This is a genomic window from Flavobacterium sp. RHBU_3 (assembly GCF_046613565.1).
Lineage (GTDB): Bacteria > Bacteroidota > Bacteroidia > Flavobacteriales > Flavobacteriaceae > Flavobacterium.
Window position 1 is genome coordinate 15,893 of the sequence record NZ_JBKJHC010000017.1, and the last position, 23,820, is coordinate 39,712.

Genomic DNA, 23,820 nt, shown 5'->3' on the forward strand with positions numbered 1-23,820 from the left:
AGACAGCATATTTATTTTTAAGAACTATGGAAAAAATATTAATTACAGGAGCAACCGGAGAATATGGTAAAGTAGTAATTGAAACCTTGGTGAAATTAGGTATTAAACCACATCTGCTGTATGCTATGGCAAGGGATGCTGCAAAAATAGAATACCTTGAAAAACTCGGCATAAATATTATTTACGGAGATTATGATGATTATGACTCATTACTTCGTGCTTTTGCAGGGATAGATAAACTGCTTTTTGTTTCGAGTACTAAAACTACTAACCGCAGTGCACAGCATAAGCAGGTAGTAAAGGCGGCCAAAAGGGCGGGGGTAAAGCATGTTGTATATACGAGCCAGTTGCATAAAACCGACCGCGCCGATTCGCCAATTAAATCTATTGTGAATTCGCATCTGGATACTGAAAATGCAATAAAGAAAAGCGGTATGGAATATACCATACTGCGCAACGGGCTTTATATGGATTTAATCCCTGTTTTTCTTGGTGAAAGGGTTTTTGATGATGGAATTTTCCTGCCTGCCGGAAATGGTAGTGTAGCATTTACACTAAGGAGGGAACTTGCAGAGGCTACTGCTAATATATTGGTTTCTAACAGCCATAAGAATAAGACCTACAACCTTTGTGCAAGTAATGTAACATTTGCAGAAATAGCCATGTTACTTACACAGATAACCGGACATGATGTAGGCTACATAAATGCCAACTATGACCGCTATATTGAAAGCACAGCTACGGGAAATGTATCAAGGAAAATGGTTTTGATGCTTGCCGGTTTTTCGGCAGCTATAGCGCAGGGCGAGTTAGAAGGCGAAAGCAATCAACTGGAGGCATTGTTGGTAAGAAGCCCTAAAAGTATATCTGAATTTTTAAATGATAAGTACAATTCAGATTCATAGTTAGAAAAAGTAAAAAACTTTAAAATGTATGTCAACATTAAAACAAAAGTTTTGGCATACGTTTTAAGGACGGGAATATGGCTTAAACTTAGAATATAGCAATCCATGATAACCCCAAAGTGACTCTATATAGATTGTGTCGTAAAGGATTGTAATAATGGTATTATTACTCCACTGATTGTAGTCTCCCATGACGAGACATTTCTGGAACAGATTCAGATAAGTAAACTTATTTCCATTTAACGCTAAAAATTGCATCACATTTATGAGAACACCTATCAAAACCACTAACATGTTGCCCAACCCGCCGACGGGAGGAACTTTAAGTTTGCAGGCCTTGGTCTGACGACTAAAGTTTTAGTATGTTCAATTCATTGCTCGTTATGTTCATTACAGCCAATTTTTAATATGGTAGTCACAGTAAACTCTGGAACTTTACCTAAAATATTAAAAATGATCTATCTGTTGTCTCTATTTACATTCCTTCAATTCAATCATGGAAACGCCATTGATAATGATTTATCAGATAAATGGATAAATGAAGATAAAACCCGTGTACTGGAGTTTACCCAAAATTCGGGGATATACGATGCCACAATCGTAAAATCCGAAGACAATTCCTTAATTGGTAAAAAGCAAATTACCGGTTTAAAGAAAGAGGGTACAAGCTACAAAGGTACATTGCATGTTATTAAGAAAAATAAAGAGCTGGACTGCACGGTTACAATAATAAATGCCAATACAATTGAGATTAAGGGTTCTTACGGGCTTGTTTCAAAATCACAAAAATGGTACCGCCAAAAACAGTAAAGTAATGAAAAAGCTTTTTTTTCTGGTACTGTTTTTATACGGATTTCAGGCTATCGCGCAGCAACGTTTTGGCTCCTTGCAAGAGGTATTTGCCTATGCTGATGTCCATGCGGCAGCCATAAAAAATGCTGGCTTACAGCAAAAAATAAGCCATTCGCAGGCCAGGGCTGCAAAAGAGGCGCTCCTGCCTACCGTAAATGGCTCTGCCGGATATACTGATAATATTACACTACAACCTACACTGGTGCCTGCTAACCTGTTTGACCCCACAGCCCCGGCAGGTACTTATAACGAATTTACCTTTGGCAGGAAATATCTTTATACAACAGGGCTACAGGCGAACTGGAACCTGCTTGATTTTGAAAAATGGTTTGCGGTAAAAACCGCTGCAGCGCAGGAAGCCGTCAGTAAAGCCTCGGTAACTACCATACGTTACAATAGTTTTAACGAACTGGCACAAACCTATTATGCCATCCTGCTTACAGAAAAGTACATTGCTATAAGCGCAGAAAACCTCATGGTGGCCGACAGTATTTTTAAAACATCATCTGAGAAATATGGTAAGGGCATTATAACCCAGGAAAATCTTAATCGTGCTAACATACAGCATATACAGGCAAAAAATAGCCTGGATAACCTGCAATACTCGGTTAAAGAACTATACTATAAGCTACAGCAGCAGCTCAATATCATCGGACCAATAGTATTAACCGACTCCATAAATATACAGGATCCCCCCTTTAAAGAAACTGCTATAAATGCACCTCATCCGGAGGTACAATTACAGGAAGCCCAGGCAACAATGGCTGAGGCCCGGCTAAAACAGGTAAAATCGTTGTATTATCCCTCGCTTAACCTATTGTATCAATACAATTATACATGGGCCGGCGATAGTTTTTTAAATTTTGGTAATACCAACCAGCTGCCGCAGCAACTCTTTGCGGTTAAACTAAGCGTGCCCATCTTTAATGGCCTCGCCACACGCGAAAAAGTATTACAAACAAATCTGACGCTGGAGCAGCAGCAAACCCTTTTAGAAAGCAAGAAAATACAGGCTGCAAAAGAAGATGAAACCCTGTTGCTGCAATATCAGCAATCGGTTCAGGAGTTACAAAAACAGGGAGAGATTTTGTATTTACAGCAGCAAAACGATGTGTTTACCGCTAACCGTTACAATAGCGGCATCATTAGCCTGGATGAACGCCTGGATAAATTTGCAGATTTACTTGCCGTGCAAAACCAGTATATGCAGGCTTTAAGTAATTACTATATAAGCTATTATAAAATATACATAAGGCAGACTATAACTACACAACCGTAATACCTATGTGGCGAAATACTTTTTACATATTGTTTTTATTTACTGTTATTTCCTGCGGAAAGAAGGAACATATACAACCCGTGCGCAAAACTATTCAGGAGGCTGTTTTTGCCAGCGGGCAAATTACCCAGGATGATGAATATGTGGTTTCTGCAAATGCAGATGGTATTATACTGGAAATTCCCGTAAAAGAAGGTGATACTATGGTTGCAGGCACTTTCCTGGCCCGGATTAAAAGTGATGTGCAAAGCGCACAGGTAGAAGAAAGCAGCATGGTATACCATGATGCACTTAAAAACTCAGGAAATTCATCGCCACAGCTTTTACAGATACAGGCCGAGATAAACCAGGCCCAAAGCCAGCTGGCGTTAGACAAGCTTAACTATGAGCGTTATGCCGGTTTACGCAAAACAAATTCTGTTTCGCCCCTTGAGCTTGAAAATGCAGAACTTAAATATAAGGCTTCGCAAAACAGCCTAAAGGCCCTTCAACAAAAGTATGGCGAAGCACAAAGCGCACTACAGCTTAATACCGGCAGGAGCCGCACCCAATTGCAGGCCCAGCAGGATTTACTGGATAATTATACCCTTACTGCCGATAAGCCTGGCAGGGTAATTAATGTTTATAAAAAGAAAGGCGAACTTGTTCGAAAGGGCGAAGTAATAGCCCGTATTGGCAGCGGACCGTATATTTTAAAGCTTTATGTTGCAGAAGAAGATATCGTACAGGTGCGCTTAGGCCAGGAAGCCGCTATTAGCCTAAATACTTACCCGGACAGTTCTTTTACTGCAAAAATTACCAAGATACTGCCTGCCTTTGACGAAACAGAACAATCTTATGTGGTGGAGGCCAGGTTTACGATACCACCGGGTGTTATACTATCGGGTACACAGTTGCAGGCCAACATTGTCACAGGAACAAGAAAAAGTGTGTTGCTTGTGCCGGTTAACGTTTTGATAAAAGATAACACGGTACTCCTGAAAAATGGAGACGAAAGGAAAATAACTACAGGCAAAAAATACGGCAGCCTTATAGAGGTAAAAAGCGGACTTACCGAAAAAGATGTGTTGAAGGTTGCAAAGCAAGAGCAGCAAAAAGAATCCGGAGACATGATGCAAACCAATTAAAAAGGAAATATGAAAAGGAAAGTTATCTTACTTATTATTGTTGCTTTTACTCTTACGGTAAAGGCGCAATATCCGTTTGGTGATAAATGGTATCAAAATCCCTTAGGTTTTAAACCTGTGGAGTTGCATACAAATATGGGCTTTATAATTCCGGCGGTAGTGGTCGCCGGGGGGGTATTGCTAACAGCAAAAGACAGCACTCTTAATAACCGTCTTTCTGTTTATACAGAGGGTGGTATAACCTTTGGCTACAAATATCCTTACACAACTGTAGTGCAAAGTAATACCGGGGTAAACTTTATGCTAAGGAAATGGATGTCTGTAGGTGCAGAATTTAGTATGACCAGCCCTTTTGATGAATATAACACTACTTTGGGGTTTTCAATGAGGCCGTTTGCACGTTTTTATATGATAAACAAGCCTTCCTGGAAATTTTGGTTTGAATCGGGTGGGGGGATAGTATACTTTTTTGATAATTTCCCTAAGCCCACAACCCACGATTCGCGCCTAGGTACCTACTGGAACGGCACTACAAAGTATGGCCTGGGGCTACAAATTGCTATTAACAATAAAACCTCGCTGTTTTGCGGGGCAAGGCACCTGCACATTTCTAACGGAAACACCAAGGGTGCAAAACGAAACCCATCTCATGACAGCAATGGCCTTTTTGCGGGTATTAACTGGAATATTGACTCAGATAATGAATAATACAAACAATAAAATATCCTGGGTACACCTTACCTCACGCTTAAAACAACTTGCAGTAGCTGTACTGAGCGTTACCTTTGGTATTTCCATGTATATTTTTATGAATAGTTTTATGGATGGTGTAAATGGTGCCCAAACCGAAATAACATTCACCACCATGGCCCATATAAGGGTTTATAACGACCTGACAGGTGAGGCAAAACCTATTTTAAACCAGCCTGAATCTGCCGATACGTTATTATGGGTAAATAACAGCAAAAATATAAGTTATACCGAAGGCATTAAAAATGCACAGGATGTTGTTAACACCCTTGAGGCAGACAAAAGCATTGTGGCGGTAACTGAACAGGTAAACCAAAACGTATTCTTCCGGAATGGGGTTACTAAAGTAAACGGAACGCTTTCGGGTATTGATGTACAGCATGAAAATCTTTTGTTTAATACGGCTACTTACATTACACAAGGCAGCCTTAACGAACTGGATAAACGGCCGGATGGTATTGTGTTGGGCAGTGGACTTGCCGATAAAGCGAGCTCTAAATTAGGCGATAATATTACTCTTACCACATCTGATGGTGTTACAAAAATATTTCGTGTTGTAGCTATCCTGGAAACCGGCTCAGGCAGTGTAGATAAATCTAAAGCCCTGATATCAATACGCACGGCAAGGCAACTTTTAAATAAGAATCGTAGCTATGCTACCGATGTCATGGCGAATGTAACTGATTATAACGATGCAAAAAAAGTTGCCGACAGGGTGCGGGGCAACATACCTTTTAAGACCGAAGCATGGCAGGAAGGAAACAGCCAGCTAGAGTCGGCCAATACGCTAAGGGACATCATTGCTGTGGCAGTTTCCTTAACCATACTTATAGTAGCAGGTTTTGGTATCTATAATATCATGAACATGACTGTAAATGAAAAAATACGGGAGATAGCAATATTAAAAGCCATGGGTTTTGATGGTAAAGACATCATACAAATATTTTTAATGCAATCTGTAATTATCGGGCTGATGGGCGGTATATTGGGGTTACTACTGGGGTATACCATAGCATCTATTGTTGACCGCATTCCATTCAGGATTGCTTCCTTTACATCATTGCCTATTTCATACAATGCCTCCGATTATATCCTGGCTATGATTTTTGGCCTTGTGGTAACTTTTGTGGCCGGCTACCTGCCTGCAAAGAAGGCATCCCAGATAGACCCTGTAGAAATTTTAAGAGGATAAACGTTTCGATTATGTATGCACTTTCTGCTAAAAATATAAACAAGTATTTTGTAGAACCTGTAAAGTTTCAGGTGCTTAAAGACATTAGCTTTGATGTAAATCCGGGCGAGTTTGTTGCCATAACCGGCAAGTCGGGCTCAGGTAAGTCAACATTACTGTACCTGCTGTCTACTATGGATACCGATTATGAAGGCACCTTAGCCATAAATGGCACTAAGCTTACAGGTTTAAAACAAAACAAACTCGCTCCTTTCCGAAACGAGCATATAGGCTTTGTTTTTCAGTTTCATTACCTCCTACCCGAATTTTCGGTATTAGATAACGTAATGCTACCGGCTCTTAAGCTTAAAAAGAAGCCTATAGAAGAAATTCGTGAAAAGGCCATGGGCCTGCTCGGAATGCTGGATATTAAAGGCCATGAGGATAAACCTGCCAGTAAAATATCTGGGGGGCAGCAGCAGCGAGTAGCCATTGCCCGGGCACTTATTAACGACCCTTCGATTATTATGGGCGATGAGCCTACCGGTAACCTGGACTCTAAAAATACAAAAGTAGTATTTGAGATTTTCAGGCAGCTTGCAAAAGAGCGCGGACAAACCATTATTGCTGTTACCCACGATGATGAATTTGCCGCCAGCTGTGACAGGATAATCGACATGATGGATGGTAAAATTGTAAGCCAGCAGAAAAGCTAATGCTCCTTAATTTGTTAGCTTTGCGGTAATTATATGCTTATGAAACTGTCGTTAGAAAAAATATTACCCATAGTATTATGCCTGTTGTTTCCGGTATTAAACTACATCACGTCCCATGAATATATAGAATCCGGAAACATCAACACCGATACTATATTGCGCTGGACGATTATCTCTGTAATGCTTTACCTGCTTTGGCACCTTTTATATTTTATTAATACCAAGGCCGAAACATATAAATGGCTTAAAATAGTTCTTGGTTGTGCCATTTTTTTAATCGTCGCATATAACGTTTTTTCGCTTTTCCCCTTTTTTAGGAATCGGCCTGTAAAGTGGTTGTTTGTTTATAAATCTTTTATAGCAATTATCCCTTTTACAATAATTCAATATGCCTTACGCACAAATAGAAAAGTGGTAAGGCTGGAACTTGAAAAAGAGCAGGTGCAAACCGAAAACTACCGGGTGCAGCTCGAAGCGCTTCGCAGCAAGGTAGATCCGCATTTTTTGTTTAATTCGCTTAACACTCTTAGGGGTATGGTGCACAGTAACCATCCGCAGTCAGAAGAGTTTATACTAAATCTGGCCGATTTTTACAGGCAGGCGTTAAAATATAATGAAAACACTACGCTTACATTATCTGAAGAATTGAAGGTAATGGAGGCATTTTTATTCCTGATGAAAAGCCGCAATGAAACCGGAGTGCAAATGAATCTGATGATTGATGATGCTTTTCAAAATTTGTTTTTACCCACTTTATCCTTACAACTTTTAGCAGAAAATTGTTTTAAGCATAATGCTATGAGCGGCAAAACACCTTTACTGATAAATGTTTACACATCTGCAGATGGTTTTATAAATGTTGAGAATAATATTAACCCCAAGATGGAAAATAAGGAGTCATCGGGGTATGGACTGGAAAATCTTAAAAGGCGCTATGATTTACTGGGCATAGATCATGGTATGTGTTTTACACAAAGTGAAACTGCTTTTTGTGTAAAGCTAAAACTCATTACGTTATGAATGTTGTAATTGTAGAAGATGAACAGCACACCGCCAGGCTTTTGCACGAAATTATAGAAAGCAATGAAGGTTTTACAGTTATACAGCATCTGGAATCAATAGCGGAGGCTGTTACCTACTTAGCCTGTAACAGTTCTGGTGTTGACCTTCTGTTTTTTGACGTACAGCTTGCTGATGGTAAAAGCTTTGAGATATTTAAGCATGTCGATATTACTGTACCGGTTATTTTTTGTACGGCCTATGAAGAATACAGCCTTCAGGCCATACAAAGCAATGGTATTAATTATATTTTAAAACCCTTTCGGGACGAAGAAGTAACACTTGCGCTGGAAAAATATAAAAAGCTTTTTTCCCAGATTAATAAAGCGAAACCCATACAGATTAAGGAAGAAATTACTATCGATTATCAGCAAAGCTTCCTTACACAATATCGTGGGCGAACCATCATAAAACGCATTGAAGAAATCGCCGCATTTTGCATCGAGTTTGAAACCGTTTATCTATATACCTTTAAAAATGAAAAATTGCCACTGTATAAAAACCTTGAATACATAGACTCTGTTTGTAATCCTGGCTATTTCTTTAGAGTAAATCGTAAGATGCTTATAAACAGGAAAGCGATAAAAGACTTCGAACCCCTTGAGAACAGAAAGATTGAGCTTAAACTGACTATCTCGATTGAATATATTATTATAGTCAGCAGGTTAAAGGTTTCCAGGTTTAAAAAATGGCTTGAAAAAGGGTGAAGCTAATCCTGAAATTTAATATGGAAATTTGTTTCTATTGGTGAATAAGATAATTCCAAATAGATCGTACTGTCGCCTCGTTCTCTTTACTGCAAAAGGGTTGGAATTGCAATAGTTTACTAGAGGATTTTTAATGTCCTTTTTTTAAAAACTGTTTAGGCTGCTTTTTTGTTATTTATTGAAATATTTTCAAACTCTACAGGAGTCAAAAAACCAAGTGTTGAGTGACGTCTTTTTCTGTTATACCAAACTGACTAGTCCTAAAATAACAATGCAGGACTAATAATAGTAAAATACACCCGTTGTGCATTTTAAATAATGCTGATTTTAATATTATTGATATTCCTGTTGAAGATAAATTTGTTGATGTACTGCACTACAGTTACGGCAGTTATCTTTGACAGGATTCTTGTTTTATAGCCCTCAAAGGATTTTGCTTAATTTCTTTGTATCATAAACTGGTCACATAACTGCGAGAAAAATGTTTCTATCCTTTTTCTGGACTTTCTAAATATATAAGGCTGTGGTTTATAGCTATGCTGATTCCTACGCATTGGAACTTCTAACCTTATTTGACAGCTCTCAAAGAGATTAAGTTGTTGTTCCGAAGATAAATACCCTCTGTCTCCCAGTAATGTACAGTTTTTAATCTGATACTGAATATCTTTTAGATACTGTATATCATGCACAGAAGCTGCTGTAATGTCAAGGCTTTTAACCACTCCATTAAAAGAACATACCGCATGCAACTTATAACCATAATAATGTTTTGATTGCACTGCACAGTAACCTTTGTTTGGGTAGCTCTTAAACGATTCTTTGCATATCTTGCTTCTTGCCGAACGCGATAACTTACATATTTCCAAAGGCATACTATCAACAATAAAACAATCTTCAAATTCATTAAAACAATCCGATAGGCGTTGTCTTAAATGTTCAAAATACGGAAAAAGCTTGCGCTTACGTCTGTTATAAACACTACGTTCTATTTTTAGCTTCAAAAAATCAGGCAGTAACCTGAATAAATGATTCTCACTATCAATACTCATGTATTCAGCTGTTAGACAAAGACTAACAACTTCAATGTCCTTCAATTTTGGTGTACGCCTTTGATAGGGCAAAATATTTTCTGAAGTGAACCTATATAAAACGTATAAAATTTTCTCGTAATTTGCTGTAAAGTTGTGCATCGAATTGTTGTGTAGGAACTTCAATTTACTGCTTTTTAGTAGTTTGCACAACTTTTACTTTCCTAAATCAAAATGCACAACGGGTTAAAATACATTTTTAGACAGAAGTAGTTTTCGGGTTGCTTCTGTTTTTTGTTTTATAAGAAATAGTGTAGTTTTAAAAACTGTAAAAAAACATATAGATGCTAATTGGATATACCAGTTAAATTACCCCCCTCTGGCCAGAGCAAATTGACCCCTCAGAGTTGTTGACAAAAAAAGCGTACAAGTTGTAGTTTGTGTCAGGCTTTAAAAACGGTAGTTTTTAGTCCTGGTTATTCACTAATATTTTTACAAAAATACATTATCTGATTTAGATTTTCTTCTCCTTAATGATTCCCCATAAAGTTCGAGCCTTAAAGAGTGGTGTACGATGCGGTCAAGTACCGCGTCAGCTATTGTTTTCTCACCAATTATATCATACCATTGCTTTACCGGTATCTGCGATGTAAGCATCGTAGAACGCTTTTGGTGGCGGTCTTCTATAATGTCCAGTAATATGAGCCTTGACTGCGGGTCGAAGGGCTGTAGGCCAAAATCATCAAGTATCAGCAGGTCTATGCGTTCTATACGTTTAAGTTCAGCCAGCAGTGTCCCTTTGGCTTTGGCCAGTTTAAGCAGCCCCATAAACTTTGCTGTGTTGACATAGAGTACCTTAAAGCCATCCTGGTAGGCCTGGTAGCCCAGTGCCGTTGCCAGGTAACTTTTTCCTGTACCGGTGGAACCGGTAATAAATATATCCTTGTGTTCCTTTATAAAATCGAGCCCGGCCAGCCTGTGGAACTGGTTTTTGTCCAGCCCCCGGTCAATGGCATAGTCTACCTCTTCCAGTGAGGCCTTGTAACGGAAGCCTGCCGATTTAATAGCCCTTTCTATATTCCGGTTACGGCGGTCGTCCCATTCGCTGGCGATTAAAAAGGCAATGAACTGATCAGGTGTGAGCGATTCTTTTATGGAGGTTTCCAGGTTGGTTTTAAAGGCATCATACATGCCGTATAGGCGCAGCTGGCGCATCTTGTCTAAGGTTTCGTTATTCATGGTCATTATTGTTTTAATAATAGTGATTATTGGTAATATTCCCTTCCGCGGATGTTGCTGTGCGGCGGTATTTCGGTGAGCTCCTGCTCGGGTTGTAACTGGTCAAGGCGCTTGCGCAGTATCTCCTCAATAACAGGATAATTGTACTGGCTAAGGTTCATGGCCCACCGGCAGGCGTTGGTAAGCCTTTCTGAGCCTACACGCCGTGCGAAGCTTAAGATACCCGAACAGGATTTATAGGCCTGCTCGGGATAGGGTTTAAGTTCCAGCACTTTGCCTATATAAAGGGCTACGTCTTCGTGTATGGCCTGTGCCTGCTGTATAAACTTATCAGGGCTCCACTCGGTAAGGAAGCGGTGCTGTGAGGCAAGGTGGTCTTCATTGGTGGTGTAATGGTATTTACTTTTTATCCGTTCATGGCAGGCAATCATGGTATACTGGTAATAGACCTTTACCAATGCTGTGGTGTAGAGTATTTTTACCTTTTTGCCGATGTAGGTATAGGGCACGCTGTAGTAATGTATGTCCTCCCCAAGGCGTATGTATCCGTTTTTCATAACGGTAACCATTACCTGTTTGTGGACCTGGTAATCAATAGGGTTTAATGCAGACAAGGCTTCGCGCTCTATCTCCTCGAACTGTTCGCGTCGGGAGTAGCTGCGACCGGAGAAGGGCTTGTTGTTGTGCATTTCAAGTGCCAGGAGTATCGATTCGTTAAGCGATACAAGAGTATCGAAGCTAAGGCCTTCCAGGCGGGTGTAAATGCTGCGGTAGATGAGTTTTACCGCACCTTCCACCAAGGACTTGTCACGGGGCTTATAAACGCGTGCAGGTACTATGGTAACGCCGTAGTGCTCGGCAAAGGCAGCAAACTCATCGTTGAGCACTGCCTCATACTTGCTGCCCCGCGTTACTGCCGAGCGCAGGTTGTCCGGCACGATGGCCCTGGGCACCCCACCAAAGTAACGCAGGGCATTTTGGCAGGCAAGGATCAGGTCTTCCTTACGCTGGCTGTCCACCGCTTCAACATAAGTAAGCTGGCTACTGCCCAGTATGGCTACAAAAACCTCCACCTCCCGCGTGGCCTCTCCCTGGCCAACCCTGAGCTTGCTGCCGGCAAAGTCGATGTACATCTTATCACCGGCCTTATGCTCTACATGCATGACCGGTTTGGAGAGTTGAAGGTACGTATGGATGGCATTATTAAAACTCGAACGGCTGTAACCGTTAGGATGCTTTTCAAGGTATTCCTTATAGAGGATCTCACGGGTCATACCTTTCTTTTTAAGCCTTTTACAGAGTTCAGGCAACAGCGGTTCCAGTTCCCGCATACGCGGGCTGCTGTGGATTTTGGCAACAGGGGTGGTAAAAATGACCGAGAGCTCGCTGTCGCTACGGGCGCTAAAGGCTTCAAAATCCATGTCCAGCGTGTTCCAGACCCGGACGTACTTCTTGATGGTATTGCGGGAGGTACCCACCATCCCGTGGATGGTCTTAATGCCTGTACCCTGGCAGTACAGACGGATAATCTGTCGTAATTTATTCATCTTTATAGGCTTATTGGACATGGTCTATCTCAGGTTTAGTTTATCAAAACGCTAAACTAATCCTTGTTCCAAAAGCCCGCACAAGACTACTTTTTATACTTTTTTGAGGGGTCAGTTTGCTCCGGCGAAAGGGGGTCAATTTCAGCCGGCGAGAGGGGTCTTTTTAAATCGGCCAAGAGGGGTCAGTTTGCACTGGTTTGTCCAACCAGGACTAAAAACTACCGTTTTTAAAGCCTGACACAAACTACAACTTGTACGCTTTTTTTGTCAACAACTCTGAGGGGTCAATTTGCTCTGGCCAGAGGGGGTCAATTTAACTGGTATATCCAGTCAAGATGTAAATTCAGTTTACATATTGTAAATCAAGTATTTAAGTGGTTTTCTGTGGCAAAATCGTGGCAATTTTTTTGCCGGATAGAAATTGCCACGATTTTGCCACAGAAACTTTGAGCGCTTTTAAAAATTTTGGTGATTGCAGGGGAAATAAAAAAACCTGCAAATCACGTAACTTGCAGGTTTTTAAGGCTTTTGGAAATGTTTTTTCATATTGTGGACTGTCATTTCGAGCAATCCAAAAGCTGAAAGTGGAGTCGCCGGGAATCGAACCCGGGTCCAAACAAGGAAGCAAAGAGCTTTCTACACGCTTAGTTTCCGCTTGTGTTTTCGATAATATGCTTGGCCGGAAACAGCCACATACTACTTAGCTTCTGTTTTCTCAGGACAGCCACGAAGCGAAGCCATCCCCAGGTTTACTTTTACGGTTCTCCTAATCGAAACGCCATAAACCAGGGCTTTTCAGGAGAATCCCGCCTCCCTGCCTTGCAGGGACGAGGCTAATCTTACTATAATTCAGAATTAAGCAGCAAGAGCGTAGTTATTTTCGCCGTTTAAAGGTTCGGGGCAATGATGTACGGGAACAGCCCCATTTCCCGGCGTGCTTACTGTTCACATCGGCCTGCTGTCAAAACCAGTCGACCCCGTAAGCGGGTATAATCCTTACAAAGACCATACCTTTTTATGTGTTGCAAAAGTAACAAATTATTATTTCTGTGAAAACTCTTTTTTGTTGAATATTTGTTATATTTGACATGTTGATTTGTTTTGAAAGTGATTTATATTTATTATATCGTTTTCGTATTTATTAAATTAACAATTATAAACAACGCAAAAAGGTTCTATAGGCTATGAAATTTGGTTTACTTAAAGAAAGAAAATCACCTCCGGATAAAAGGGTAGTGTTTTCTCCAGATAAACTTGCGGCGTTCAGGGCGCAGTATCCCGAAGCAGAATTTAAGGTGGAAAGTTCTGATATACGGGTTTTTAAAGATGAGGAATATGCCCGGCTTGGTTTTGAGGTTACTGATAACCTTGCCGATTGTGATGTGCTTATAGGCGTAAAGGAAATTCCTGTAGACGAACTGATACCGGGCAAAAAATACTTCTTTTTTTCACATACAATAAAGAGGCAGCAACACAACCAGAAAATGCTTCAGGCTATTATTGATAAAGATATTACCCTGTATGACCATGAAACTGTAATAGATGAAACCGGTAAAAGGCTCATAGGTTTTGGGCGCTATGCGGGTATTGTAGGTACTTATAACGCCTTTAGGGCATTTTGTACCAAGTTTGAATTACATAATTTGCCTAAGGCAGATACCCTTGCCGGTAAAGAAGAACTTGTTTCCAGGCTTAAAAGGATATATATGCCCCCGGTTAAGATTGTGCTTACCGGTAAAGGTAAAGTGGGGTTAGGAGCTAAGGAAATGCTGGATGCCATTAAGATTAAAGAGGTAAGCCCTGCTGATTTTCTTACAAAGAAATACGACATGCCCGTATATACTAATATAGATGTTTTAGACTACAATAAGCGCAAAGACGGTGAGGCAGCCTTGGGTAATGTAGATTTTTTTACCCGTGCAGAGGAGTTTGAGTCGGATTTTGCAAAGTATGCTAATGTAGCAGATATATTTATTGCCGGTCATTTTCATGGAAATAATGCCCCTGATATACTTACATCAGCCATGCTTAAGGATAAGAATTGTAAACTTAAAGTAGTTGCTGATATTTCTTGTGATACGGGTGGCCCGGTAGCCTGCACACTTCGTGCTTCTACTATTGCAGAACCTTTCTATGGGTATAATCCGTCAACGGGGGAGGAGGTAGATGTACATCATCCTGCTGCTGTGGTGGTTATGGCTGTAGATAACCTTCCTTGCGAACTGCCAAGGGATTCAAGCGAAGGTTTTGGCGAAATGTTTTTGCAGCATGTAATCCCGGCATTTTTTAATAATGATAAAAATGGCATTTTAAAGCGGGCAGTTATAGCCGAACATGGTAAGCTGGCGCTTCGCTTTAAATACCTAAACGGATATGTAAAAGAAAATGTACCCCTCCATTAAGAGGGGTATTTTTTTTGGCTGTTTTACCGTAAATTAGTTATTAAATTTGTCCTGTAAACCTTTTCAGATGAAAATTCGCATCATATTATTTTTTTTTACGTCGCTATTATACACTACTAATATATTTTCACAACAACTATTGCCTTTTGTAGAGAATTTCACCAAATATGAGTATGAAGGTGATAACCAGGTGTGGAATGTGCTACAGGGAAATGACAAGGCTATGTATTTTGCCAATAACCATTTCCTGGTTCGCTACAATGGTGTAAAATGGGAACACTACGCTTTACCTAACCGTACTATTATAAGGTCTATTTTTTGTGAAGGCGATAAAATATACTGCGGTTCGTATAAAGAATTTGGGTTCTGGAAAAGAGTTAGTGGTAAAATGGTATATACCTCTCTTTCTAACGAAAGTGCTTTTAAAGGTTTTTCGGGTAATGAAGAGATTTGGAAAATTTTTAGTTTTGATAAAAAGCTTTACTTTCAGTCATTTAATGCGTTGTATGTTTATGAAAACGGAAAAACAACGCGCCTTAATTTCCCTTCACAAATTTCATATTGTTATGCAGTAAATGGTGCTGTATATGCTGCCACCACTCGAGAAGGAATTTTCAAACTTTCAGGGCATTCATTTGTTTCGGTTCCGGGCTGGGATGTGCTTAAAGGTACTATTGTGCACGGTATGGAAGCCCATAATGGCAGTGTATACATATTTACAAAAAATGATGGTGTTTTTATAGCTGGGAATAAAAGTATTTCGCCATGGCAAAGTCCGGTTAATAGCCTGGTAAAAGGAGAAATAGTGCTTTCGGCAAAATTCCTTAACAATGAAAAGCTGGCTATTGGTACTTCCCGTCAAGGTTTGTATATAGTAAACCTGAAGGATAATACTTATGTAAATATAAATCGTAAGAACGCGCTAAAAAACAACGCGGTGCTAAGCATGTCTACAGATAGTGAAAATGATCTATGGCTGGGGTTAGATAACGGTATTGCACATGTTGAAGTTAACTCGCCAATACAATTGTTTACGGATAACTCAGGTGTCCTGGGGTCTGTGTACTCACTCTCGGTAATACCAAATGGTTATCTGCTGGTAACAAACCACGGTATTTTTACCTGTAAAAATGGAGTTTTAGATGCAATACCTAATTCGCAGGGGCAGGTATGGGATGTTTATCAGGATAACAATAAATTCATTCTTGGGCATAATGACGGTACATTTGAATACAATGGTAATAGCCTTAAAAAGGTGAGCCCGGTTAACGGTGGCTGGAAATTCCTTAAAAGTAAGTTTGATGGCGTGTATTTTCAGGCAAATTATTCGGGTATCGCTGTGTATAAGGATGTAAATAAGCTGTCGGAATATAAAACATTGGGTAAGCTGGAAAAACCTATTCGTAATATAGCTCAAAACCATCCGGGTGAATTGTGGGCCGCCGATAACTACCGCAGTCTTTACCGTATTACCTACGATGAAAATTTCAGTGTTAAGCAGGTTCAAAATGTTTCGGAAGAGAATAACATAAAAGGTGATTATGGTGTAAAGATATTCAGCTTCCGTAATCAGGTATTGTTTCTTATAAATAATACTTGGTATACTTATAATTCTATATCGGGCAGGCTTGAAAAAAACAAGGTATTTAACGATGAGTTTGGTGCCATATCTGATGTGGTACCTGTAGACGACGATAATTTCCTGATATTTAAAAACAATTTACTGTATATAGTTACACAAAAAGGTAAGGGATTTTCGTGGCGACTAATTCCTGAAAAATATTATCAGGGTCGCCTGATAATTGAAAACATACAGGTATATAATACACTTGATAAAATTATTGTTAACCTTGATGATGGTTTTTTTACCATTGCCAAACAACTGCCGGCGCTGCAAAAACCAGAAATTGCAGTTGAAGGCTTTTATGAAGGCAATCTAATAATAGACGACACGGAGATAAAACACAATACTTCTATTGAAATAGATATAATATCGCCACTATTTGGGTTTAAAAAAGGAGAATTTCAATACAGTATTGACGGAGGTGCTAATGTTCCGCTGCGTTCGGGTAAAATACTGCTAAATAACTTAGCCAGTGGCAATCATGAAATAGAGGTTTACTATAACAATGGTACTGGTTACACATTGGTGAAAACACATGAATTTCATGTAAATAAACCCTGGTATTTTTCATGGTATATGGTGCTTATATATATAGGTTTTACAGCATTGGTTTTGTTCTTGTATTATAGGTGGAATCACCTTAAATATTTACAAAAAGTGAGGCTTAATGAAGAAGAAATGCGCCACCGTACACAAATAATGGAAGTAGAGCACCAGGCTGAAATGAAATTGAGGCAGCAAGAGTTTGAACGACACCGCCTGGAAACTGAAGTACAAACAAAAGCCAGTGAGGTTGCCGGTAAATCGCTTAGTATAGCCAAACATAGCGAAATGATAGAAAGCATACAGGAAGCTCTGGATGCCGAAAAAGATGCAGCTAAACTTGTTACCCGTATTAAGAAAATTATTAAAACCAGTTCTATAAGCAAAAATGAATGGCAAAGCTTTGAGAAAAACCTTGTAAAAAGCCATGAAGAATTTGTAACCCGCCTTACAGCTAAATATCCTGAGTTAACATCTAAGGATATTAAGCTTTGTATCTATTTAAAGATGAATTTATCTTCGAAAGAAATAGCTCCGCTAATGAATATTTCGTTCCGCGGGGTAGAGCTACACCGTTACCGACTTAGGAAAAAACTAGGGATAACTACAGAAGAGAGCTTAACCAGATTTATGATAACGGTATAATTAGCATTTTAAATTTTCGTTTTTCTTAAATTTTGGGTTTAAATTTAGAATTCCTCAATACATCATCACTACATCATATAGCTGTTTATTGATGTATAATATATTGTTTTAAAGTATTTAAAATCAATGTTTTGTATTGTTTTTTTGTTTGTTTGATGTAGTATTGTGAAGTGTTAATCTATACAGCTATAACGTTTTAGCTTTGTACTTTCGTAGAGCTAACTTTTAACATAGTTCTTTTTATGAAAAACTTTATTCTGGGATTTTTGTTGCTAATGTGGGGTGTAAGCCACGGGCAGCAAATTACAGGACAGGTTACTGACGAAAGCGGTTTACCGGTACCTGATGTGTACATTACTGTTTCCGGCAGTAATGTGTCTGCTACGGCAGATTTTGACGGTAATTTTACCATTGCAGCTGCAGAAGGAGCACAGCTTACCTTTTCTATGCTTGGGTTTGATACCGTTACGGCAGTGGCCACAGCTGCCCCAATGAAAATTACAATGAAAGCCAGTTCCTCTACAAACCTACAAGAAGTAGTTGTAGTAGGTTATGGTACACAAAAACGTTCTAATCTTACCGGTGCTGTAAGTACGGTAAAAGCAGATCAATTCCAAAAACAACCACAATACAACGCTATGCAGTCTATACAGGGTAAAGTAGCGGGTGTACAAATTGTTACAAACGACTCTCCGGGTGCTACTCCTACAGTGCGTATCAGGGGGCTTGGTACAGCTTCGGCTGGGTCTACACCGCTTTATGTTGTAGATGGCGTTGTAACAGCAGACATCAGTAACATTAACCCGGCTGATATTGCAACTATGGACATCCTTAAAGATGCTTCATCGGCTGCAATTTATGGTAGTAGTGCTGCTAACGGTGTTGTGCTGATAACAACCAAAAAAGGTAAAGATGGTAAAATGAACATCAGCCTTAGCTCTTCTTATGGTGCAAGGTCTACTCTTAACAGGGTTAAAATGGCCAATGCCAGCCAGTATGTACAATACTATAATGAAAACCAGGCTACCTTAGATAACCCGGTTTACCTTTCGGCAAACCAGCCTTACAACACTGACTGGTATAAGGCTTTAACAGATGTAGGCCAAACCCAAAATAACAACGTGGCGCTTTCAGGCGGAAGCGATAAGGGTAACTATTATTTCAGCTTTAATAATTACAGTGAAGACGGTATTCTTAAAAGCAATACAATAGCCCGTAATACACTACGATCTAATACAAGCTACAACTTTTTTGATAATAGGCTTAAACTTAGCCAAAATGTAAGCTATACATTCTCTAAGGCAAACCCTAAACCGTTTAGCGCATTTGATGAAGCTTACAGGCAGGCACCTATAGTACCTACACGTTTTGAATCAGGACAATGGGGTCAAAGTTTCTATAACGAAAATACCGGTGTGGTAGGTTATACGGCTGGTCCTGGCGAAAGCATAGGCCGTCTTAACTCTATTGGTAACCCACTTGCATCTGTTTATTTTGCTAATGAGGAAACCAAAATGTCTCAGCTACAGGGTATGTTTGATGCAGAGCTTAAATTAACCGACTGGTTAAAAGTAAACTCACGTTTTGGTGTAAGCAAAAGCTTTGCTAAAACAAGGATTTACAATGATATGCGCGGTAGCTGGCTTGCAGCAGATCCTACAAGGACTGATGCGCAGTACGATGCACTTCAGGCAAATTCGCCGGAAGGTAGCTACACAAATGCTAATAACATGCTTTCGTATGCTGATACTGAAAGTTTCCGTTATAACTGGGATACTTTCGTAACTGCTAATAAGTCATTTGGTAACCATAATGTAACTGTTGTTGCTGGTTTTACTAAAGATAAGAGGGATGATGTTTACTATTCTTACATCTCAGGTTACGATGTACCTACACAAAAACAGTACTGGAATATAGAGCAGGCAGACCCAGCAAGTATTACAGCTACGCAGTACTACGCTACACCTACCCAGATACTTTCTTACTTCGGAAGGCTACAATACGATTATAATGAGAAATATTTCCTTACAGCAAACATCAGGAGAGATGGTAACAGTAACTTCAAGAAAAATGGCGATTACTGGGGAACTTTCCCATCTGTTGCTGCAGGTTGGGCACTTACTAAAGAAAACTTCCTGAGTGATATTAAAGGTCTTGATTTCCTTAAAATCCGTGCAGGTTACGGTTTAATGGGTAATGCCCAGGTGCCGTTTAACAATACTGTTATTTACAACCCTGCAGGTGATTACAACAACAACTACGTTCTTGGTCCTAACCAAACACTTGTTGGTGGTGCTTATGTAGGTGCACCTGCTGCTAACGTAAGTTGGGAGGAAACTAAAGAACTTAATGCCGGACTTGATTTTGAAATACTAAACAGGAGATTAACAGGTAGCGTGGATTTATACAGTCGTACTACAACCAATGCGGTACTACTTGTAAGGCCACTACTTGATTCTCCTTACAGTGTAAATTACTATGATCACGGCGGTGAGGTAAGCAACAAAGGTTTTGAACTTGCGCTTAACTGGAAAGACCAGATAGGACAAGATTTTACCTATTTCGTAGGCGGTACTTTTGGTAGAAACAAAAACAACCTTGAAAACGTAAAACCTGCTTATGATGGTACTACAGGTGGTAGCCTTTCAAATGGTCAAATCACAAAACGTCTTCAGGAAGGCCAGCCGGTATATGCATGGTGGATGTATCAGGCAGACGGCGTATGGCAAAACCAGGCAGAAATTGATGCCAATGCACACGTTAGCGGTGCTGAGCCTGGACAACTACGTTACAAAGACCAGAATGGTGACGGTGTGATAGATGACAGGGATAAAAAATTCTTTGGTTCTTACCTGCCTACATATACAGTGGGACTTAACTTCGGTTTTAACTGGAAAGATCTTGATTTCTCAGTAGACGGTTATGGAGCCGGTGGAAACAAAGTATACAACGGACTAAAAGGTACCCGTATAGACGGTGGTGAAAACATTACTGCTGCTACATTTAACGGTCGCTGGACAGGCGAAGGTTCTACTAACGTAAACCCAGGTGCAAACCGTACAGCTACAGCATCGAGCTATTACCTTGAAGATGGAGATTTCTTCAGGATTAATAACATCACTGTAGGTTATACTTTTAAAGACCTGTTAAAACATGTAAACAAATTAAGGGTATACGGTACAGCTCAAAATCCTTTTATGTTTACTAAGTATTCAGGCTTTACTCCCGAAATTAACAGTAGCGGTGTACCAAGCGAAACAGCAGGTATAGAACTTTCTGCTTATCCTACTCTTAGAACGTTCTTGTTTGGAGTTCAAATAGATCTTTAATAAAAATTGGTTATGAAAATACGATATAAAAGTTTAATATACCTTATGGCTGGTGCAATGCTGCTATCAGGTTGCGACGATTTTCTTGATGTAGATTCAAGAAGAAATATTACAGAAGAAGACAGTGGTGTTGCTACCACACCCGAAGAATATGTTAACGGTATTTACGGTATGCTTACCGAGTGGGATTATGCTTTCTCATATCTGGGTATTACTGAAATAATTTCTGATAACGCTGATAAAGGTAGTTCACCGGGTGATACCGGAGGTGATAAAGACCAACTTGATGCATTACAGTTTACAAGTAGCTCAGGATCATTCGGTGCTATGTGGGCTAACTGGTACAAAGCTATAGGCCGTGCTACTTACGCTATTCAGTATACAGAGAGCTATGGTCTTACTGATGAATCATACAAAAACCGTCTTATAGGCGAAGCTCAGTTTTTAAGGGCATTCCACTATTTTTATCTTGTAAGAGGATGGGGCGATGTGCCTTTACAACACGTAGATCTTACTGCCCGTGCTCCTAAAGCAGATGTGTATGCTTTTATAGAGCAAGACCTTCTTGAAGCTATTGATAAGCTTCCTCTAAAAACCGAATATGCTTCTGCCGATCTTGGCCGTGCTACTAAAGGTGCTGCACAGGCATTACTTGCTAAAGTATATTTATACGAAGGCAAATGGCAACAGGCATATGATATGGCTAATACTGTTATTGCTTCAGGGCAGTATGGTTTAGAAGCTGATTATGCCACACTATGGAGGGTAGAAACTGAAAACGGAACTGAATCAATCTTTGAAGTTCAGGCCCGTGGCGAAGTTGTTGCTCACGGTGTTCAGCAATATACACAAACGCAAGGTGCACGTGGTACCAGCGGATGGGGTTGGGGCTTTAACACGCCTTCTCAAAACCTGCTAGACGCATACAATGCCGAGGGTGATGCTATCCGTAGGGATGCTACCATCATATTTGCAGGCGAAACACTGTACGATGGACGCGAGGTAAGTTCGGCTGTAGAAAACCCTATGTATAATGAAAAAGCATATTCAAGCGCTAACGCAGGTGCAGATGATGCTGATAAGAATATTCGTGTGCTTAGGTTAGCCGAAGTTTATCTTATAAAAGCTGAAGCGGCTAACGAACTTGGTAACACAAGTGATGCTCTTACTGCACTTAACATAGTTAGGGCACGTGTAAGCCTTCCTGCTTCTACTGCTGCAGGAGGTACTGCGCTTAGGGCTGCAATATGGAACGAACGCCGCCTGGAGCTTGCCTTTGAGCACGACCGTTGGTTCGATCTTATCAGGACAGGTCAGGCTCAGGCCGCTATGACAGCCGCCGGAAAAACATTTATTGTGGGTACTCATGAGTTATTCCCAATACCATACGACCAGTTGATACAAACTCCTGATATGGCACAAAATCCGGGTTATTAATTATAAATAAAGTCCTTTCCCCCTGTGTGTGAGGTTTGGGGGAAAGGACATTTTTTTTGTTATGGATTATCATTTCAACTTTAAAATAAAACTTCCCCTTGTAGCTGCCGTAGCTGCATTGTTTATGCAATGTAACAGCGCAGATACTAAAAATTCTTCGGGTACTGTACCCGAAACACCTGCTGCGCCGTTAACCGACGAGCAGTTGATTGACCTTGTTGAAAAACAAACTATAAAATATTTTTGGGATTATGCCGAGCCAAATTCCGGCCTGGCACGCGAAAGGTATCATCCGGATGGTAATTATCCTGATAACGATGCTAATATTGTTACTACAGGTGGCAGCGGATTCGGTATACTGTCGCTTATAGCGGCGGACTCACGCGGATATATAACCCGTGCTCAGTTTACAGAGCGTATGGGAAAAATAGCCACATTCCTGGAAAATGCCGACCGTTTTCACGGAGCATGGCCACACTGGATGGACGGCAATACCGGTCATGTAAAACCTTTTGGCACAAAAGATAACGGTGGCGACCTTGTAGAAACGGCTTTTCTTTGTGAAGGGCTTATCTGCGTACGCGAATACCTTAAAAACGGCACTGCCGAAGAAAAAGCATTGGCTAACCGCTATGATGCACTTTGGAAAGGTGTAGACTGGGACTGGTACCGTAACGGACAGGATGTGCTTTACTGGCACTGGTCGCCAAATTATAACTGGGAAATGAACTTCCCGCTTGCAGGCTATAACGAGTGCCTTATTACTTATATAATGGCAAGTGCATCGCCTACACATGGCATTACAGCCGCACCGTACCACAAGGGTTGGGCAAGGAATGGCGATATTGTTTCGGCTAATACCAAATACGGTTATCCGCTTATCCTTAAGCACAACTACTCTGAAGAGTACGGAGGGCCACTATTCTGGGCACATTATTCTTACGTGGGGTTAGATCCGCACCAGCTTACAGACCAATATGCTAACTACTGGGATCTTAACTACAACCAGGTAATGATTGACTATAAATACTGTGTGGAAAATCCACACCACTATGCCGGTTATGGTGCTAATTACTGGGGGCTTACAGCCTCTTATACCCGTAACCCCGATGGTAGTACGGGCTATACAGCGCACCAGCCGAATAACGATACAGGTGTAATTTCGCCTACTGCTGCTGCGAGTTCTATAGTGTACACACCACAGGAAAGCATAGCATTTATGAGGAACCTGTATGAGAATCACAGTTCACTTACATGGGGACCTGCAGGCTTTTATGATGCACACAGCCAGCAATATAACTGGAGTGTAAAATGGTATTTGGCCATAGACCAGGGGCCTACACCGGTAATGATAGAAAATTACCGTAGCGGCCTTCTGTGGAACCTGTTTATGAATGCTCCTGAGGTACAACAAGGGTTGCTAAACCTTGGTTTCCATTCAGGTAAATACGGCTTTTAGG

16 protein-coding genes, 1 other RNA gene and 2 pseudogenes are annotated in these 23,820 nt (G+C 40.4%); 14 read left to right on the forward strand and 5 right to left on the reverse strand.

Annotated features, from left to right (window positions below):
- The first annotated feature begins 26 nt into the window (after nucleotides 1-26).
- From ACLI1A_RS18335 to ACLI1A_RS18375, 9 genes are all read left to right on the forward strand, one after another.
- Nucleotides 27-905 (forward strand): SDR family oxidoreductase, encoded by an 879-nt coding sequence (locus tag ACLI1A_RS18335; RefSeq protein ID WP_411410151.1) that lies wholly within the window; start codon nucleotides 27-29, stop codon nucleotides 903-905.
- A gap of 453 nt (nucleotides 906-1,358) precedes the next feature.
- Nucleotides 1,359-1,715 carry a DUF2147 domain-containing protein gene (locus tag ACLI1A_RS18340; protein WP_411410152.1) on the forward strand — a complete coding sequence of 119 codons (357 nt, stop codon included), beginning with the start codon at nucleotides 1,359-1,361 and terminating at the stop codon, nucleotides 1,713-1,715.
- A 4-nt stretch (nucleotides 1,716-1,719) separates the two neighbouring features.
- On the forward strand, nucleotides 1,720-3,036 hold the full coding sequence (locus tag ACLI1A_RS18345) for a TolC family protein (RefSeq protein WP_411410153.1): 1,317 nt from the start codon (nucleotides 1,720-1,722) through the stop codon (nucleotides 3,034-3,036).
- Nucleotides 3,037-3,041: 5 nt separating this feature from the next.
- The gene (locus ACLI1A_RS18350) at nucleotides 3,042-4,163 is read left to right on the forward strand and encodes an efflux RND transporter periplasmic adaptor subunit (protein WP_411410154.1); all 1,122 of its coding nucleotides are present in this window, start codon (nucleotides 3,042-3,044) and stop codon (nucleotides 4,161-4,163) included.
- A 9-nt stretch (nucleotides 4,164-4,172) separates the two neighbouring features.
- Complete coding sequence (locus tag ACLI1A_RS18355) at nucleotides 4,173-4,871, forward strand: acyloxyacyl hydrolase (protein WP_411410155.1); 699 nt, start codon at nucleotides 4,173-4,175, stop codon at nucleotides 4,869-4,871.
- Nucleotides 4,864-6,105, forward strand: coding sequence for an ABC transporter permease (locus ACLI1A_RS18360; RefSeq protein WP_411410156.1), 1,242 nt, complete (start codon nucleotides 4,864-4,866; stop codon nucleotides 6,103-6,105). Before ACLI1A_RS18355 ends, ACLI1A_RS18360 begins: the two co-directional genes overlap by 8 nt.
- 11 nt (nucleotides 6,106-6,116) lie before the next feature.
- On the forward strand, nucleotides 6,117-6,800 hold the full coding sequence (locus ACLI1A_RS18365) for an ABC transporter ATP-binding protein (RefSeq protein WP_411410157.1): 684 nt from the start codon (nucleotides 6,117-6,119) through the stop codon (nucleotides 6,798-6,800).
- A 39-nt stretch (nucleotides 6,801-6,839) separates the two neighbouring features.
- On the forward strand, nucleotides 6,840-7,820 hold the full coding sequence (locus ACLI1A_RS18370) for a sensor histidine kinase (RefSeq protein ID WP_411410158.1): 981 nt from the start codon (nucleotides 6,840-6,842) through the stop codon (nucleotides 7,818-7,820).
- On the forward strand, nucleotides 7,817-8,566 hold the full coding sequence (locus ACLI1A_RS18375; protein WP_411410159.1) for a LytR/AlgR family response regulator transcription factor: 750 nt from the start codon (nucleotides 7,817-7,819) through the stop codon (nucleotides 8,564-8,566). Before ACLI1A_RS18370 ends, ACLI1A_RS18375 begins: the two co-directional genes overlap by 4 nt.
- Before the next feature lie 155 nt (nucleotides 8,567-8,721).
- Here ACLI1A_RS18375 and ACLI1A_RS18380 read toward each other — a convergent pair.
- The 5 genes and pseudogenes from ACLI1A_RS18380 to ssrA form a co-directional block, all read right to left on the reverse strand.
- A pseudogene (locus tag ACLI1A_RS18380) lies at nucleotides 8,722-8,808 on the reverse strand (hypothetical protein); the annotation flags it as partial.
- A gap of 69 nt (nucleotides 8,809-8,877) precedes the next feature.
- Nucleotides 8,878-9,756: pseudogene (locus ACLI1A_RS18385) on the reverse strand (IS982 family transposase).
- 330 nt (nucleotides 9,757-10,086) lie between these two features.
- A complete protein-coding gene (gene istB / locus ACLI1A_RS18390) occupies nucleotides 10,087-10,833 on the reverse strand; it encodes an IS21-like element helper ATPase IstB (RefSeq protein ID WP_411410160.1) in 747 nt (248 codons plus the stop codon).
- A gap of 26 nt (nucleotides 10,834-10,859) precedes the next feature.
- Nucleotides 10,860-12,380: an IS21 family transposase gene (istA, locus tag ACLI1A_RS18395; protein ID WP_411410161.1), complete on the reverse strand. Its 1,521-nt coding sequence runs from the start codon at nucleotides 12,378-12,380 to the stop codon at nucleotides 10,860-10,862.
- Between the two features lie 582 nt (nucleotides 12,381-12,962).
- Nucleotides 12,963-13,359: a transfer-messenger RNA gene (ssrA, locus tag ACLI1A_RS18400) on the reverse strand.
- Between the two features lie 205 nt (nucleotides 13,360-13,564).
- Between ssrA and ACLI1A_RS18405 the strand changes: the two genes are divergently transcribed.
- The 5 genes from ACLI1A_RS18405 to ACLI1A_RS18425 all read left to right on the forward strand — a co-directional run bounded on the left by ACLI1A_RS18405 (nucleotide 13,565) and on the right by ACLI1A_RS18425 (nucleotide 23,819).
- Nucleotides 13,565-14,782: an NAD(P)-dependent oxidoreductase gene (locus ACLI1A_RS18405; protein ID WP_411410162.1), complete on the forward strand. Its 1,218-nt coding sequence runs from the start codon at nucleotides 13,565-13,567 to the stop codon at nucleotides 14,780-14,782.
- A 67-nt stretch (nucleotides 14,783-14,849) separates the two neighbouring features.
- The gene (locus tag ACLI1A_RS18410; RefSeq protein WP_411410163.1) at nucleotides 14,850-17,594 is read left to right on the forward strand and encodes a histidine kinase; all 2,745 of its coding nucleotides are present in this window, start codon (nucleotides 14,850-14,852) and stop codon (nucleotides 17,592-17,594) included.
- Nucleotides 17,595-17,836: 242 nt separating this feature from the next.
- Entirely contained in the window at nucleotides 17,837-20,923 is a 3,087-nt protein-coding gene (locus tag ACLI1A_RS18415) for a SusC/RagA family TonB-linked outer membrane protein (RefSeq protein ID WP_411410164.1), read from the forward strand.
- A gap of 12 nt (nucleotides 20,924-20,935) precedes the next feature.
- Nucleotides 20,936-22,360: a RagB/SusD family nutrient uptake outer membrane protein gene (locus ACLI1A_RS18420; protein WP_411410165.1), complete on the forward strand. Its 1,425-nt coding sequence runs from the start codon at nucleotides 20,936-20,938 to the stop codon at nucleotides 22,358-22,360.
- Between the two features lie 61 nt (nucleotides 22,361-22,421).
- Nucleotides 22,422-23,819, forward strand: coding sequence for a glucoamylase family protein (locus tag ACLI1A_RS18425; protein WP_411410166.1), 1,398 nt, complete (start codon nucleotides 22,422-22,424; stop codon nucleotides 23,817-23,819).
- The last annotated feature ends 1 nt before the right edge of the window (nucleotide 23,820 follow it).